The 15,335-nt window shown below is 45.4% G+C and carries 15 protein-coding genes and 2 pseudogenes; 14 read left to right on the forward strand and 3 right to left on the reverse strand.

The window, feature by feature from the left end:
* Positions 1–380: 380 nt before the first annotated feature.
* A complete protein-coding gene (locus JGK11_RS26330) occupies positions 381–1,907 on the forward strand; it encodes a peptide ligase PGM1-related protein (protein ID WP_293182680.1) in 1,527 nt (508 codons plus the stop codon).
* 355 nt (positions 1,908–2,262) lie between these two features.
* Here JGK11_RS26330 and lepB read toward each other — a convergent pair whose 3' ends face one another.
* Positions 2,263–2,871, reverse strand: a complete 609-nt coding sequence (gene lepB, locus JGK11_RS26335; RefSeq protein WP_293196220.1) for a signal peptidase I — start codon at positions 2,869–2,871, stop codon at positions 2,263–2,265.
* 245 nt (positions 2,872–3,116) lie between these two features.
* On the opposite strand from lepB, the gene JGK11_RS26340 reads away from it, so the two are divergent.
* From JGK11_RS26340 to JGK11_RS26350, 3 genes are all read left to right on the forward strand, one after another.
* Entirely contained in the window at positions 3,117–4,439 is a 1,323-nt protein-coding gene (locus JGK11_RS26340) for a dihydroorotase (RefSeq protein WP_293213481.1), read from the forward strand.
* Between the two features lie 131 nt (positions 4,440–4,570).
* Positions 4,571–4,894: a DUF433 domain-containing protein gene (locus tag JGK11_RS26345; protein ID WP_293182674.1), complete on the forward strand. Its 324-nt coding sequence runs from the start codon at positions 4,571–4,573 to the stop codon at positions 4,892–4,894.
* Positions 4,895–4,897: 3 nt separating this feature from the next.
* Positions 4,898–5,239, forward strand: a complete 342-nt coding sequence (locus tag JGK11_RS26350; RefSeq protein WP_293192040.1) for a DUF5615 family PIN-like protein — start codon at positions 4,898–4,900, stop codon at positions 5,237–5,239.
* Positions 5,240–5,278: 39 nt separating this feature from the next.
* On the opposite strand, the gene tsaE is transcribed toward JGK11_RS26350, so the two are convergent.
* Both tsaE and JGK11_RS26360 read right to left on the reverse strand, forming a co-directional pair.
* Positions 5,279–5,728, reverse strand: coding sequence for a tRNA (adenosine(37)-N6)-threonylcarbamoyltransferase complex ATPase subunit type 1 TsaE (tsaE, locus tag JGK11_RS26355; protein ID WP_293192042.1), 450 nt, complete (start codon positions 5,726–5,728; stop codon positions 5,279–5,281).
* 281 nt (positions 5,729–6,009) lie between these two features.
* A complete protein-coding gene (locus JGK11_RS26360) occupies positions 6,010–7,410 on the reverse strand; it encodes a gluconeogenesis factor YvcK family protein (protein WP_293192044.1) in 1,401 nt (466 codons plus the stop codon).
* A gap of 168 nt (positions 7,411–7,578) precedes the next feature.
* Between JGK11_RS26360 and JGK11_RS26365 the strand changes: the two genes are divergently transcribed.
* From JGK11_RS26365 to JGK11_RS26410, 10 genes and pseudogenes are all read left to right on the forward strand, one after another.
* Complete coding sequence (locus JGK11_RS26365) at positions 7,579–8,361, forward strand: ABC transporter ATP-binding protein (RefSeq protein ID WP_293192047.1); 783 nt, start codon at positions 7,579–7,581, stop codon at positions 8,359–8,361.
* Positions 8,354–8,509, forward strand: a complete 156-nt coding sequence (locus JGK11_RS26370; protein ID WP_293192049.1) for a hypothetical protein — start codon at positions 8,354–8,356, stop codon at positions 8,507–8,509. The genes JGK11_RS26365 and JGK11_RS26370 overlap by 8 nt, the downstream gene beginning before the upstream one ends.
* An 86-nt stretch (positions 8,510–8,595) precedes the next feature.
* The gene (locus JGK11_RS26375; protein WP_293182666.1) at positions 8,596–8,970 is read left to right on the forward strand and encodes a four helix bundle protein; all 375 of its coding nucleotides are present in this window, start codon (positions 8,596–8,598) and stop codon (positions 8,968–8,970) included.
* A 76-nt stretch (positions 8,971–9,046) separates the two neighbouring features.
* Positions 9,047–10,570, forward strand: coding sequence for an MlaD family protein (locus tag JGK11_RS26380; protein ID WP_293196214.1), 1,524 nt, complete (start codon positions 9,047–9,049; stop codon positions 10,568–10,570).
* Positions 10,571–10,737: 167 nt separating this feature from the next.
* Positions 10,738–11,490, forward strand: a pseudogene (locus tag JGK11_RS26385) (Uma2 family endonuclease).
* Positions 11,491–11,534: 44 nt separating this feature from the next.
* Complete coding sequence (locus tag JGK11_RS26390; protein WP_293196212.1) at positions 11,535–12,122, forward strand: Uma2 family endonuclease; 588 nt, start codon at positions 11,535–11,537, stop codon at positions 12,120–12,122.
* A 195-nt stretch (positions 12,123–12,317) separates the two neighbouring features.
* Positions 12,318–12,945: pseudogene (locus JGK11_RS26395) on the forward strand (Uma2 family endonuclease).
* Positions 12,946–13,035: 90 nt separating this feature from the next.
* On the forward strand, positions 13,036–13,662 hold the full coding sequence (locus JGK11_RS26400; RefSeq protein WP_293213484.1) for a Uma2 family endonuclease: 627 nt from the start codon (positions 13,036–13,038) through the stop codon (positions 13,660–13,662).
* A gap of 324 nt (positions 13,663–13,986) precedes the next feature.
* Positions 13,987–14,727 (forward strand): Uma2 family endonuclease, encoded by a 741-nt coding sequence (locus JGK11_RS26405; RefSeq protein WP_293213487.1) that lies wholly within the window; start codon positions 13,987–13,989, stop codon positions 14,725–14,727.
* Between the two features lie 194 nt (positions 14,728–14,921).
* Complete coding sequence (locus JGK11_RS26410; protein WP_293213490.1) at positions 14,922–15,320, forward strand: tetratricopeptide repeat protein; 399 nt, start codon at positions 14,922–14,924, stop codon at positions 15,318–15,320.
* Positions 15,321–15,335: the final 15 nt, after the last annotated feature.

Below are 15,335 nucleotides of genomic sequence, written 5' to 3' on the forward strand. Positions count from 1 at the left end.
CCCGGTAGGGTGCGCTGAAAAAAACTGTTTGATTTGCCTCAAATATTTGAACTGACGCACCTTAAGTCACTATTTGAGAATTTTGTCAATTTAAATAAAGGTACGTAGTTGCGCTTCAGCGCCATCTTGGTACGTAGTTGCGCTTCAGCGCCATCTTGGTACGTAGTTGCGCTTCAGCGCTCAAAGGTACGTAGTTGCGCTTCAGCGCTCAAAGGTACGTAGTTGCGCTTCAGCGCTCTTTATATATGTAAGCGCCCAAGCGCAACAACGTAGCTAAAAATTAACCCCTATAAGAGTGCCAGTTGAGTTGTCTCAACTATTTGGGCTGACGCACCCTACATCATTAGCAATAATTATTTGAATAATTAGGAGAAAACGCCATGCAAGAGTCAAACAATTCATCTTCCGAATACTCGCAAAAATTTCGCAATCTTCAGACAGAATTACGCGAACGTTGGCGAGAGATAGAAGAATTTGACAGCGGAGATTGTGATATTATCGTCATTCCTTCTCTCAGCTTAGATCAGCAAGAAATTCTGAAAGTTGAGGGTGCTTACCACTACGAAGAGCGGCATTTATTTTCATTGATTCGCCTGCGAAATCCTCGCACGCGCTTAATTTACATCACCTCGGAGCCGCTGCACCCCATGATTATAGATTATTACCTGCAATTGCTCCCAGGTATTCCATTTTCTCACGCGCGCGATCGCCTTTTGCTGTTCTCGGCTTACGATGCATCGGCGAAATCCCTCACCCAGAAAATTTTAGAACGTCCTCGCTTGATGGAGCGAATTCGCCAAGCAGTACGCCCGACAAAATCTTATATGGTTTGTTACAACTCGACGCCCTTAGAGCGCGAGTTATCTGTTAAATTGGGAATTCCTTTGTGGGCTAGCGATCCGGATTTGCTTTATTGGGGAACAAAAAGCGGCAGCAGGCAAATTTTTCAAGAAGCTGGCGTACCTTATCCTGACGGTTCCGAGTTGGTTTGGAATGCAGAAGATTTGGCCCAAGCTGCGGCTGCGTTGTGGGAAAGACAGCCGGATTTGCAGCGGATGGTAATTAAGTTAAATGAAGGTTTTTCGGGGGAAGGAAATGCAATTTTAGATTTGAAGCCGATCGCAGGTAAAGCACCTCAAGAAAGAGTTAAAGCAATTGGCGATTGCTTCCACAATTTGCGCTTTCAATCAACAGGCGAAACCTGGAAAAATTTCAGCAGCCGCATTCCCGAATTAGGGGCAATTGCGGAAGCATTTATCGAAGGAGAAGAAAAGCGATCGCCCAGCGTTCAAGGTCGAATTGTCCCCAGTGGCGAAGTTGAAATTCTGTCAACCCACGACCAGATTTTAGGCGGCCCAGACGGTCAAATTTTCTTGGGTTGCCGATTTCCGGCGGATGAATCCTATCGGCTGGCGTTGCAAGAATTGGGATGGAAAGTGGGAAAAAATTTAGCAGCAAAAGGTGCTTTGGAGCGATTTGGAGTGGATTATGTTGCTGTCAAGCAATCGGACGGGAAATGGGATATTCAAGCAATAGAAATTAACTTGCGTAAAGGAGGTACAACTCATCCGTTTATGGCTTTGAAGCTGTTAACAAACGGTCGGTACGAGCGAACTACGGGATTATTTTACAGCCAGCAGGGCCGTCCGAAATATTATGTGGCTTCGGATAATTTGAAAAAGGAGCGGTATCGGGGATTGTTGCCGAATGATTTGATGGATATTATTGCTGACAATCAACTGCATTTTGACACTGGTACTGAGACGGGGAGCGTGTTTCATTTAATGGGTTGTTTGTCGGAGTTTGGCAAATTGGGATTGACGAGTATTGGCAATTCGCCACAAGAAGCTGAGGATATGTATAACAAGGTTGTGAAAGTTCTCGATCGCGAAACGTCATTCAGTTGACAGTTGACAGTTGACAATTGACAGTTGACAGTTGACAGTTGACGGTTTGAACAATACTGATGCAACGGGAATTGATATCACCGATCAACCCACAAACCCGGCGGTTGAAACCGCGTCTATACCAACAAAACCCGCCTCCGCGGGTTGAAGAGTCGTAGCGTAGCGGGGCGTAAGCCATCGCACATTGCTCTGAAATTCCATATTTCTTAGTCCGCGGAGGCGGACATTGTTTGTATAGACGCGGTTTCCAACCGCCGAGGATTTGAATCGTTTGTATAGACGCGGTTTCCAACCGCCGAGGATTTGAATCGTTTGTATAGACGCGGTTTCCAACCGCCGAGGATTTGAATGGTAGCTATTTTTTAGCGGGATAAATCGGTGTGGGGTCGATCGAGCCTGTGCGGTTGAGAGGCCAAAAACGGACGATCGCCCTACCGATGATATTTTGTCTGGGTACAAAGCCCCAATAATGGCTGTCACAGCTTGCGTTGCGGTTGTCCCCGAGTACCAAGTAAGAATTTTGAGATACAACTACAGGCCCGTAGGGATACTGCGGAATTTCTTCAATATATTTTTCCTGTAGCGGCTGCTTGTTGATATAAACTTTTCCATCTTTGACTTCCACAGTATCGCCCGGAAGTCCGATCACTCGCTTGATGTAGGCATCTTTGATCGGCGGCGGCTGTCCCGTGCACAAACTCGCCGGATCGGGAGGCATAAACACGATAATATCTCCTCGCTGCGGGTCTTGAAGTCGATAGCTCACCTTGTCTATAATTAATCGATCGTTAATTTGCAAGGTTGGGAGCATTGAGCCGGTGGGAATGTAGCGAGCTTCAGCAACCAGGGTGCGGATACCAAAGGCTAAGAATGCTGCTAAGCCGATCGTCTTAATTCCTTCTATCCAAGGATTTTCGGTATCTTGCGGGGGTTTTTGGTCGGCTGACTTGTCTAGACGAGTCATAAGTATTTAAGTCACTGGGCTGGATACAAATTATAAACTTATTTCGGGGTTTTTTGAGGAAATCTGCAAAATCTGCGCCCCAGACGCGAGTTTTTGTACTATCTGGTTGAGTAAAGTGCGCCGAGGTCGATCGTAAAAATTACAATTTTCCTGAAAGCTAGTTATATTTATTAGTATTTTTCTAACTCTTTTGAGGATAAAATTTGTCTGGGCTTCTACGTACATTACCTATTTAATTATAGCTTATGCCGACCACATCAAGTTTGTTAATCCGTCGCGCTCGCATTCTGTTACCAGACGGTGAGTTTTTGGTAGGGGACGTGCAAATTAGCGATGGCAAAATTGTTCGGGTTGCTCCCGAGATTGCGGCAGAGTGCGATCGCGAAATAGATGCGATCGGCTTAACTCTCTTACCCGGAGTAATTGACCCGCAGGTACACTTCCGCGAACCGGGTTTGGAACACAAGGAAGATTTGTTTACGGCTAGCTGTGCCTGCGCTAAGGGCGGCGTGACATCGTTTTTGGAAATGCCGAATACCCGCCCCCTAACCACAACCCAAGCGGCCTTAGATGACAAGCTAAGGCGCGCTGCTGACAAGTGTTTGGTCAATTACGGCTTTTTTATTGGGGCGACGCCGGAGAATTTACCGGATTTGTTGGATGCGAATCCGACTCCGGGGATTAAGGTGTTTATGGGTTCGATGCACGGACAGTTGTTGATGGATGGAGAGGAAAATTTAGAGCGAGTTTTCGCAAAGGGCGATCGATTAATTGCAGTACACGCCGAAGATCAAACTAGAATTAATCAGCGTCGTCAGGAATTTGCCGGCAGTACCGATTTAGCTGTACACTCGCAAATTCAAGACAATCAAGCAGCCTTGTTAGCAACTCAGCTAGCCGTAAAACTTTCTAAAAAATATCAGCGCCGACTGCACATTCTGCATCTTTCAACTGGCGACGAAGCCGAGTTTTTGCGACAAGAAAAACCGAGTTGGGTAACAGCAGAAGTAACGCCGCAGCATTTACTGTTAAATACCAGCGCCTATGAGAAGATTGGCAGTTTAGCCCAGATGAATCCGCCGTTGCGGGACACCCGCGATAACGAAATACTTTGGCAAGCTTTACTCGATGGCGTAATTGATTTTATCGCCACCGATCACGCGCCGCACACGTTAGAAGAAAAAGCTCAAGAATATCCAAATAGCCCATCGGGAATGCCCGGAGTTGAAACTTCTTTGCCTTTGATGTTGACGCAAGCAGTCGAGGGAAGGTGTACAGTTGCACAAGTTGCTAATTGGATGTCTGCGGCTGTTGCGAAGGCTTATAAGATTCCGAACAAAGGGGCGATCGCTCCGGGTTTTGACGCCGATTTAGTCTTAGTTGATTTGGACAACTACCGCCCGGTGATCGGAGCAGAAATGGCGAGCAAGTGCGGCTGGAGTTCCTTTGAGGGTTGGAATTTAACTGGATGGCCCGTGGTGACAGTTGTGGGAGGAAAAGTTGTTTTTGAGAACGGTAAATTAGATACAAATGTCAGGGGTAAAGCCTTGACATTTGACGTTGAGTAGTCAATTTATATAAACAAAGGTATGTAGTTGCGCTTCAGCGCTGAAGCGCAACTACATACCTAAAACATTACAGCAAAAGTTGTGCTAAAATTATCAGAGTATATTCCCTTACGATCGAGGCGATATTACCTATGCTCCAAGAACTAGAAACACAACTTCTTGCCTTAACTCCGACCGAGAAATCTGAAGCAATACGGCTGTTAACCCAAAGTTTAAGCAATAGCTGGCCGGGAATTACCAAGACTCCCGAAGTGTGCGGCGGCGATGCTTGTATTGCCAAAACTCGCATTCCAGTGTGGCTGCTTGTTGGTTTTCGCAATGAAGGTTCAAGCGATTCCGAACTTCTCCAATTTTATCCCCATCTAAGTGCTGCTGATTTGGTCAATGTTTGGACTTATGCTGATTCACATATAGAGGAAATTGAACAAGCAATCAGCAAAAATGAGGAAGCATAACTTATGGCATTATTATATGCAGACGAACAATTTCCTTTGCCAGTTGTGGAATTGCTGCGGGCTTTTGGTCACAATGTGCTTACAGTTCAGGAAGCAGGAAAAGCAAATCTGGGCATTCCCGATCCTGAAGTGCTAGAATTTGCTGTGAGTAACGATCGCGCTATTTTGACATTAAATCGGTTTGATTTTATCGGACTGCACAACCGAAAGCCAGACCATGCAGGTATTATTGTCTGCACTAAAAATCGGAATGTAGAAATATTGGCAACACGCATTAATGATGCTATTGCTGGTGAAGAAACTTTGAGGGGCAAATTGATTCGAGTCAACCGCCCGCCGCAGTAAGTACGCGCTGTGGCTATCCCGAGCGTGAATCGCACTTCCTCAATTTTCCCATTCCCAATCCAATAACTCGCCAGTCCCCATCAATTCAATTTGGCGCCCGTTATCGAGATAACTCAAAGAAATTTGCAAATATTTTTCGGGTTTGTACTGCAATCTTTCGGCCCATTCGATCGCCACAATCCCCAAATCCCTTTCTAATCCGTCCCAATAACTCTCTAAGTGCAAAGCCTCCGCTTCTTCGGGTTCGAGTCGATACAAGTCTAGATGATACAGCGGAATCCGCCCTGCAAAATACTCGTTAATCAGGGTGAAAGTAGGACTTTCCACAGATTCGGAGATTCCCAAACCTTCGGCGATACCTTGAACCAAGGTGGTTTTGCCGGCGCCTAAGTCTCCTTGTAACAAGATTACAGTGCCTGGTGGGAGCGATCGACCTAACGCAATACCAAACTGGCGCGTAGCCTCAAAATCTGCAAGCAAAGTTTTCATTTCAGTCAGTAGTCAGTAGTCAGTTGTCAGTTGTCATTAGTCATTAGTCAGTTGTCATTAGTCAGAAGTGCGAGCGTCCCCGCTCGCGAACAGCAGTCATTAGTCATTATCGGTTGGGGTGTATCTCAGTTTTGCTTTAAGAGTGCTGTCCCCGCTCGCGTGCTATACAAAGCACGCGAGCGGGGACAGCACTGTAAAAAAAATGCTTTTTGCAAAAATGAGATGCTCCCCATCTCCCCATCTCCCCATCTCCCCATCTCCCCATCTCCCCCTTAATCAGCTTAAATATTCTGGGCTCGCCCGTACCAACGCAGCAACATCCCCGCCAATCTTTGGGAATTGTGGCGAATTAAACCGGTATTTTTATCTTCATCCATGACATTGGCGATGACAATTCGCCGCCCCAGTTGCGTTATGGCTTCTCTATCGAGCACAACCGGATAGGAATTCTCCTGAGAATAGCGGATCAAAGATTTTGCAGATGGGACTTTTCCTTGAACTACTACAGCATCGAATAGGGGGCGGCCGCAAGCCCGATCGATCGCCCGAATGTGATCGGCAACGCTGTATCCGTCTGTTTCTCCCGGCTGAGTCATAATATTGCACACATAAATGCGCGGAACTTCACTATTGGCGATCGCATCAGCAATTTCCTTCACCAACAAATTCGGAATCACACTCGTATAAAGACTCCCCGGCCCAATAATAATAAAATCCGCTTCCCGCAGCGCTTCGACGGCCCTGGGCAAAGCCGGAGGATTAGCCGGATTGCAGCCAATTTTGACGATTTTTCCGTTAGCTTTGGTGATGCTGGACTCCCCCTCAATTCTTCGGCCATCAGACAGTTCTGCCCACAAAGAAACGTCGCTCAGAGTAGCCGGCAGCACCTCCCCCCTCACAGCTAAAACTTTAGAACTGGCGGCGATCGCCTGTTCCAAATCTCCAGCAATATCGCTCATCGCAGTCAAAAACAAATTCCCAAAACTGTGACCAACCAAACCGTCACCGGCTTGAAAGCGATATTGAAATAACTCAGTTAATAACTTTTCCTCATCGGCCAAAGCGGCCAAACAATTGCGAATATCTCCCGGCGGCAATACTCCAATTTCCCGTCGCAGTCGCCCGGAAGACCCGCCATCATCGGCGACCGTGACGATCGCAGTAATTTTGGCACTGTAATCTTTCAATCCCCTAAGCAAATGAGAAAGGCCTGTACCCCCTCCAATGGCGACAATTTTCGGGCCGCGGTGCAAGCGGCGGTGGTTGAGGAGTCGATCGACCAATTCCTCATTGCCTTCGGGCATCAGCACTTGGGTAATCGAGTTCAAACTGCGAGTTTGGCCCCACAGAATTAACAAAATTCCGCCCGCAATCACGATCGGGCCCGACACGTAATTGGGAATAACTTCCGCAATCCAAGTCAAAAAATTTCTCAACAATTGCAACAGCAAAAAGATCGGAGTCATCCCAGTCCAAATCGCTAAACCCAAAGTGGCAAGTACCACACCGCTAGCACTGATCAGCAGCCACCGTTTCACCAACAGTCCGGGGGCCAACCACTTAAACCACTGGTGAACTCGCCCGTTCCGCAAAGAAGAAGGGTAAGGATTTCTGGATTGGACAAAAACCTGCTTAGCTTTGGCAAAGACTCGCAGGGCTTTAGGAAATGAACTAATTGACATGGTTAATTAGTCTTAATGGTATTGGAATAGCTCAAGCTGACAAATTTACAATACAAGAGAGTTTTGATTCTGGCAGTCAATTTAAGTCATTAGTCATTAATCATTAGTCATTAGTCATTAGCTAGACTGATGACTGATGACTGACAACATAATAATCGATCGCATCTTATGGCTGAGCCGCTAATCGAACTCAAGGGGGTAAGTAAGTCCTTCGGGGATAACCCGATCCTCGATCGAGTGGATCTGAGGATATATCGGGGAGAGGCCCTGGCAATTATTGGCCCTTCCGGGACGGGGAAATCTACGATTTTGCGGATAATTGCGGGTTTGTTGGCCCCGGATGCGGGCGAGGTTTTCGTTCAGGGACAGCGACGGATGGGATGGGTGGACGACGTGGCAGATCCGATCGGGATTGGGATGGTGTTTCAGCAAGCTGCTTTGTTTGATTCGCTTACGGTAGAGGAGAATGTCGGTTTTTTACTGTACCAGCATTCTAAGCTGCCGCGCCGCCGGATTCGGGAATTGGTGGAGGAGAAGTTAGAGATGGTGGGTTTGCGGGGAATTGGCGAACGCTATCCAGCGCAGTTGTCTGGGGGAATGCGGAAGCGGGTAAGTTTTGCCCGCGCCATCATGGCAAATCCCGATAATGCGAGGGACAATCCGGAGGTTTTGCTGTATGACGAACCGACGGCGGGTTTAGATCCGATCGCTTCGACGGTAATTGAAGATTTAATTCGGGATTTGCAGAGAGCTCAGGGAGTTTGTAGCACTTATGCGATCGTCACTCACCAAGACAGTACCATTCGCCGGACTGCCGATCGCATCGTGTTTCTCTATCAAGGCAAAGTGCAGTGGGAGGGAACTGTCAGCGACATTGCATCGACAGATAATTTGTTAATTAAACAATTTTTTAGTGGCAGCGTTACCGGCCCAATTCAAGTGATTGGATAGTCAATTGTCAGTGGGCAGTGGGCAGTTGGCAGTGGGCAGTTGGCAGTGGGCAGTTGGCAGTTGGCAGTTGGCAGTTGGCAGTGGGCAGTTGTTAGTTGACAGTTGGCAGTTGTTAGTTGACAGTGGGCAGTTGTTAGTTGTTAGTTGACAGTGGGCAGTTGTTAGTTGACAGTGGGCGGTTGTTAGGAAAGCGGTTGGCAGTGGTTAATTGTTTGTATTATTGGGAGATGGGATATGTCACAAACAAATTTTCAAAAATTAGATGTTTATAAATTATCAGAAAAATTAGCTGATGAAATTTGGAATATTGTTATAAAATGGGACGCACTAGCTAAAGATACGGTCGGCAAGCAAATTATTCGAGCTGCTGATAGTATTGGTGCTAATATTGCTGAAGGAGATGGTCGAGGCAGCTATCAGGATCATCGGAGATTTATCAAGATTGCCAGAGGTTCTTTATATGAAACAAAGCACTGGTTGAGACGGGCTTATACTAGGCAACTACTAACAACTACACAAGTAGAAACACTCAAGCCAATTATTGACGAACTGTCACCCCGACTAAACGCCTATCTAAAATCTATAGGCAACACATCAGATAAAAATTAACAACTGCCAACCATCAACTATCAACTATCAACTGCCAACTGCCAACTGCCAACTGCCAATTGCCAAAGGAGGCAATATGCGATCGCGAACTGTAAGAGAAGGTTCTGTCGGATTCTTGATTTTAGTAGGAATCGGTTTATTTGGCGGCTTAGTGCTCTGGTTGCAGGGCGTACAACTAGGCAACCGCAGCTACAAATTCGCCGTAGAATTTGCCAGCGCCCAGGGAATGCAAATAGGCACGCCCGTCAGGTATCGCGGCGTCGCCGTCGGTAAAATTACCGCCATCAAAGCCAGCGCCAACGGCGTAGAGGTGACAATGGAGATAGCCCCCGGTACTTTAGTCATGCCGCGCGATGTGGCGATCGAAGCAAATAAATCGGGTTTAATTGGCGAATCGTCGATCGACATTACCCCCAACTCAATTTTGCCCGAATCGTTACTTACCGCCAATCCCATTAGTACCGACTGTCCCCCTGAGATAATCTGCAAAAATTCCCGCTTAAAAGGTCAAGCTGGAGTCAGTCTAGACGAACTGATTCGATCCACAGTCCGCCTATCTAATTTATACACCGACCCCGCGCTGTTCAACAATATTAAATCAATTGCAGAGAATACAGCCAGTACAGCTAAAGGTGCAGCTAAACTCACTCAAGATTTATCAAGTTTAACTCAAACAGCAAAAGCAGAAATCAAAACTTTGAATAAATCTGTAACTGGAGATGTTGGTAAATTAAGTGAGTCAGTAAAAACCGAATTGGCAACTTTAAATCAATCCTTAAAAGGGGAAGCCAACAGTTTGACCCAATCTTTAAAGGAGGAAGTAAACAGTTTGAATCAATCTTTAAAAGGAGAAGCCAGCAGTTTGAATCAATCGCTCAAGGGGGAAATATCAGGAGTCGCCGCAGATGTTTCTAAAGTAGCAGTTACAGCGGACACTTCCACAAAAGCCGTATCGGCCGCTGCAATAAATTCTGCCAATTCAGTAACTCAAGCAGCAAATAAAATCACATTAACAGCTAACGAAGTCAATTCATTAGTAATAACCAACCGCGCCAGTTTAGTCTCAACCCTGAATAACATCAATCAAAGCAGTCAAGAATTGCGGGTAGCCGTCAGCAGTTTGAGTCCAACAATTAATCGAATCAACCAAGGACAATTGCTCAACAATTTAGAAATCCTCTCAGCCAATGCAGCCCAAGCTTCTGCTACTTTGCGAGACTTATCCAGCCAGCTAAACAATCCCGCAACTTTGCTATTATTGCAACAAACCCTAGATTCTGCACGAGCTACATTTCAGAACGTGCAGAAAATCACTTCCGACGTGGATGAACTGACGGGAGACCCGGCTTTCCGCAACAACATTCGCAGGTTATTTAACGGATTGGGAGGCTTGTTGGGCTCGACAGAACAACTGCGGCAGCAAGTTAAAGTTGCTCAAACATTAGCTCCTATTTCAGAGAAAGTAAATGCGAGTACAACGGCAGTAAATCAATCTGTTAAGCCGGGATTGCCCAGTTTTAACAAACAGCAAAAATTGCCTGTTATTCCTTCTCAAACTGCAAAATCAGCAGAACCAGTTGCTCCCGAAAATACTCCTTGAAATCTGGTATCATTGAATAACCGTCGGTAAGGTGCGTGGCGCGCCCTACAGTTAGGAAGGTACGCATTATAGAGGTTTCAGTTAGTAAGGTTGGCAGCGCGCACCCCGAGATTAAAGTTGTGCAAATCTTATTAAAAAAACTCTTTCAATCGAAACAAGGAAAAGCAATGACGCAAACATTATCAAAACCGCCCGCAACGCAAACCAAGTACAATATAACTTGGGAAAAATTGCCAGACGATTTTAAATTACCGGACGATCCAGTTGAAAACATCGACCAACCACTTTTAGCAGCCGCCCTGCGAGAAGCCTTGGAACTTGCAGGATTTATCATAGCTTCAATGCTAATAGCTTCCAACTTTGGACTGTGCGCCAAAGTCAATGACAAAACAGTAGTAAAAGCACCAGATTGGGTCTACGTTCCCTCGGTATTACCAGCAGAACTAGGAGAAGTCCGCCGCAGTTATACGCGCACTGCTGAGGGATAAGTTCCAGCAGTAGTGATGGAATTTTTATCGGATACTAAGGGCAGTGAATATTCGACAATATCAAAATATCCTTACGGCAAGTGGCGGTTTTACGAGCAAATTTTGCAAGTTCCAGTTTATGCAATCTTCGATCCTAAATCGGGAGAATTAGAAGTATACCTTTTGGTTTCAGGACAGTACACAAAGCAAGAACCAGATGCTAATAGTCGATTTTGGATAGAATCAATGGGTTTATTTCTGGGGGTTTGGTCAGGAAAAAAATCTCAGAGAACGGGTTATTGGTTGCGCTGGTGGGATGAGAATGGCAATTTGTTGCTGTGGGGTGCGGAACGGGTGGAACAGGAACAACAGCGGGCCGATGAGGAACGCCAGCGGGCCGATCGCCTAATGGCATACTTGATGAGTCAGGGTATCGATCCTGATGGCATTTGAAGGTCGATCGATTTGAGATTTTACATTAGGAATAAAGGAGCGCCATGACTGCAACAACATTAGAAGAAAAATTAGATCGGCCGTTACTATTTCCAGGGTTAAGCTGGGAACAATTCAAAACCTTAGAACCGATGCTGGATATTCCCGGAGTTCGGCTGTCATTTTTAGATGGGATACTGGAGATTCAGAGAATGCCTGGAAGAAAACACGAAATAGGGAAAGAACGAATTGGTGCTTTACTGGAAACATATTTGCTGAAAGCAGGAATCGATTTCACTCCAACGGGTTCGTTGACTTTAGAAAATGAATCGGAACGAGTGAAGTGTGAAGCAGACAAATCTTACGAATTGGGTGCTGATAGAGAACGTCCAGATTTAGCGATCGAAGTAGTCGTAACTAGCGGCGGAATTGATAAGCTAGAGGCTTACAAACGCCTGCAAATTTCTGAAGTCTGGTTTTGGGAAAACAGCCGACTGTCTCTGTATGCTCTGGGAGAGGAAGGATACGAACAGATTGCGAGTTCTCAATTGCTCCCAGAACTCGATATTGATTTACTTGTCAGGTGTGTTAATATGCCGAGTCATGTTGAGGCAGTTAAGGAATTCAAAAGGGCGATCGAGCTCAATTATTAGTCAAAAATATTGAGCGTATGTGGCATCATTGAAGAATTGGTAAGCTGTTGCGGCCTTAAAATTTAATTTTTTGGGGCTAGGTAGGAGCATCGCCCCACTCGTTGTTTCCAGAAACATGATTGTTAAAATTAGATGCGCGCCAGCTTAACACCAGAAAAGTTTATAATAGAGCTACAACTCACAGGAAGCACGACCATGACAGCAGTCGTTACCACCCTCAAAACTTCTGAAATCATATACCCTAGCGCTGATGGAGAACCAGTGGCAGAAATTATACTACGCTCAAGGTTTCCCAAAAGTCCGCTTAACACCTGATGTGATGGTAATTTTTGATGTAGAACCTGGTGGCAGAGATAATTACAAAATCTGGGAAGAAGGACAAGTGCCGAAAGTGATTTTTGAAATGACATCACCAAGCACGCAGTCGGAAGATAAAGTGATTAAAAAAGATTTGTATGAAAGATTAGAAGTTCAGGAATACTGGTTATTTGACCCAAAAGGTGAATGGATTCCTGAAAAATTGCGCGGATATCGACTGGGGGTAGAGGGTTATCAAATAATTACAGATAGTCGTTGCGAAGTATTGCAACTGCGTTTAGAAATAGAAGGAAAACTGATTGGGTTTTATCGGGAAGATAATGGAGAAAAATTATTAACTCCTGATGAATTGGCTTCAGCTTTAAAAGCGGAACGGCAACGGGCTGAGGCGGAACGGCAACACGCAGAAGTGGAGAGTCAACGTGCACAATCGGAAAGTCAGCGTGCTGCTGAACTCGAATCTTTGCTAGCGCGTTATCGAGAGCAGTTTGGAAAATTGCCGTAGAATAAATAGTATAGGGGCGGGGCATCGCCCCTACAAAAATAGTTAGAGTCAACTAAAATTAAATATAATTAGAATAAAGGAGCAATCGACATGATTCAAGCCTTAACAAAATTAGTAACATTTAACGAATTCATTGCCTGGTATCCTGAAAATTCAGAACATCACTACGAACTGCACAATGGAGTAATTATTGAAATGCCCAAAGGAACTGGCCAACATTCAGAAATATCTGGCTTTCTCAATATAGAAGTTGGCGTTATATGTCGCAATACCCGATTGCCCTATTTCCTTCCCAAAGAATGTGTCCTTAAACCCGATCGCGACGAATCAGGATATGAGCCAGATGTCATAGTTCTCGATCGCCAGCAAGTGATAAATGAACCACGTTGGGCAGCAGAATCGATTATCACAATGGGTTCATCAGTACGTTTGGCAGTAGAAGTAGTCAGCACCAACTGGCAGACTGATTATCTTACCAAACTGCGAGATTATGAAGAAATGGGCATTTTTGAATACTGGATTGTGGATTATTTGGGATTGGGTGGAAGACGCTACATAGGCAATCCCAAACAACCGACGCTTTCGGTATATCAATTAGTTGACGGGGAATACGAGTTGGCGCAATTCCGGGGAGACGATAGAATTGAATCCGGTGCTTTCCCCGAGTTAAACTTGACTGCTCAACAGGTGTTTGAAGCAGGAATTGTGAATGAATAAGGAGAATTGTCATAGGATAAGAGGTATTAAATAGACCAAACTAAAAAACAGAACTCCCAGAACCCCGACTTCTTAAAGAAGTCAGGGTTCTTCTAAGAACGATCGCATTTTAGGTTATATCAATTCCGGTTACACGACCTATGATATAGAGGAGACGGCAGTGCCGTGTCCCTACAATATTTTGGGTAGGGACACGGCACTGCCTTCTCCTAATTTCGGCTAATAATCATTCCGATGCTACCGGATTTGATATTAATTAAATTAACCTACTTAATTACAGCAAAAAAGTTTATAATATGTATACAACTCACAGGAAGCACGACCATGACAGCAGTCGTTACCACCCTCAAAACTTCTGAAATCATATACCCTAGCGCTGATGGAGAACCAGTGGCAGAAATTTTAGCAAACCAATATTTGTACTACGCTCAAGGATTCCCAAAACTGCGCGTAGCACCTGATGTGATGGTGATTTTTGATGTAGAACCAGGTGGCAGAGATAATTACAAAATCTGGGAAGAAGGCCAAGTGCCGAAAGTGATTTTTGAAATAACATCACCGGGCACAAAGTCGGAAGATATAATCAATAAAAAAGACTTGTATGAGGGGATAGAAGTTGAGGAATATTGGTTGTTTGACCCTAGAGGTGAATGGATTCCCGAACAATTGCGCGGGTATCGATTGGGGGAAGATGGGTATGAATTAATTAGAGATAGTCGCAGCGATGTATTGCAATTGCGGTTAGAAATAGAAGGAAAATTGATTGGGTTTTATCGGGAAGATAATGGAGAGAAATTATTGATTCCCGATGAATTGGCTTCAGCTTTAAAAGCAGAACGACAACGGGCTGAATCTGAACGACAACGGGCTGAATCTGAAAGTCAACGGGCTGAAGCTGAAAGTCAACGTGCTGAAGCCGAAAGTCAACGGGCTGAAGCTGAAAGTCAACGGGCTGAGGCCGAAAGTCAACGGGCTGAGGCTGAAAGTCAACGGGCGACTGAACTGGAATCTTTGCTAGCGAGTTATCGATCGCAGTTTGGAGAATTACCGCAGGATAACGGCTAAAGAATTATAAGTGCGATCGTCCTTCACTCTCGATCGCACTTCCATAATTCTTATTTAAATAGTGTTGACAAATTTCAAATTTTGTGTTAAAGAATTCCACATTTTAAAACTGATCGTTTTGCGATCGAACTTGGGCAATCTAGATATAGGTACGAGTGCGAGTGCCTGGAAAACAGCTACAGTAAAGGTTAGCAATGGAAAGTACGCAGAAAAAGTCTAGTGATAGTCAGGTTCGTAAGGGCGATCGTATTAAGCAGATTTTTGCGTTTGTATCAATGGCTGGCTTTGCGGGTTCGACAATTTTTGGTATGGTGAGTCTGTTCAGCAGCGGTTTGAGCAGCCAGCACCGACAAAAACCCGTGGCTGCTGTTGTGGTTTCTCAGGAGTCTCTGCTGGCGGCCCAGGAACGGGGATATGAGACGGTTTTGCAGCGGGAACCTCAGAATCAGACGGCTCTGGAGGGCTTGGCAAATGTGCGGTTGGAGATGAATAATGCTAAAGGGGCGATCGAGCCTTTGGAGAAGTTGGTGAAGCTAAATCCTGACAGAGCTGATTATCAGGCGCTTTTGGCGCAGGCGAAGGGGAAGAAGTAACGGAAAGGGCGATCG

The organism is Microcoleus sp. PH2017_34_RAT_O_A (assembly GCF_020737885.1).
GTDB lineage: Bacteria > Cyanobacteriota > Cyanobacteriia > Cyanobacteriales > Microcoleaceae > Microcoleus.

Coding starts and splice junctions, on each gene's coding strand:
- JGK11_RS26330 (WP_293182680.1), top strand. CDS start 381: ATGCAAGAGTCAAACAATTCATCTTCCGAATACTCGCAAAAATTTCGC.
- lepB (WP_293196220.1), bottom strand. CDS start 2,871: ATGACTCGTCTAGACAAGTCAGCCGACCAAAAACCCCCGCAAGATACC.
- JGK11_RS26340 (WP_293213481.1), top strand. CDS start 3,117: ATGCCGACCACATCAAGTTTGTTAATCCGTCGCGCTCGCATTCTGTTA.
- JGK11_RS26345 (WP_293182674.1), top strand. CDS start 4,571: ATGCTCCAAGAACTAGAAACACAACTTCTTGCCTTAACTCCGACCGAG.
- JGK11_RS26350 (WP_293192040.1), top strand. CDS start 4,898: ATGGCATTATTATATGCAGACGAACAATTTCCTTTGCCAGTTGTGGAA.
- tsaE (WP_293192042.1), bottom strand. CDS start 5,728: ATGAAAACTTTGCTTGCAGATTTTGAGGCTACGCGCCAGTTTGGTATT.
- JGK11_RS26360 (WP_293192044.1), bottom strand. CDS start 7,410: ATGTCAATTAGTTCATTTCCTAAAGCCCTGCGAGTCTTTGCCAAAGCT.
- JGK11_RS26365 (WP_293192047.1), top strand. CDS start 7,579: ATGGCTGAGCCGCTAATCGAACTCAAGGGGGTAAGTAAGTCCTTCGGG.
- JGK11_RS26375 (WP_293182666.1), top strand. CDS start 8,596: ATGTCACAAACAAATTTTCAAAAATTAGATGTTTATAAATTATCAGAA.
- JGK11_RS26380 (WP_293196214.1), top strand. CDS start 9,047: ATGCGATCGCGAACTGTAAGAGAAGGTTCTGTCGGATTCTTGATTTTA.
- JGK11_RS26390 (WP_293196212.1), top strand. CDS start 11,535: ATGACTGCAACAACATTAGAAGAAAAATTAGATCGGCCGTTACTATTT.
- JGK11_RS26400 (WP_293213484.1), top strand. CDS start 13,036: ATGATTCAAGCCTTAACAAAATTAGTAACATTTAACGAATTCATTGCC.
- JGK11_RS26405 (WP_293213487.1), top strand. CDS start 13,987: ATGACAGCAGTCGTTACCACCCTCAAAACTTCTGAAATCATATACCCT.
- JGK11_RS26410 (WP_293213490.1), top strand. CDS start 14,922: ATGGAAAGTACGCAGAAAAAGTCTAGTGATAGTCAGGTTCGTAAGGGC.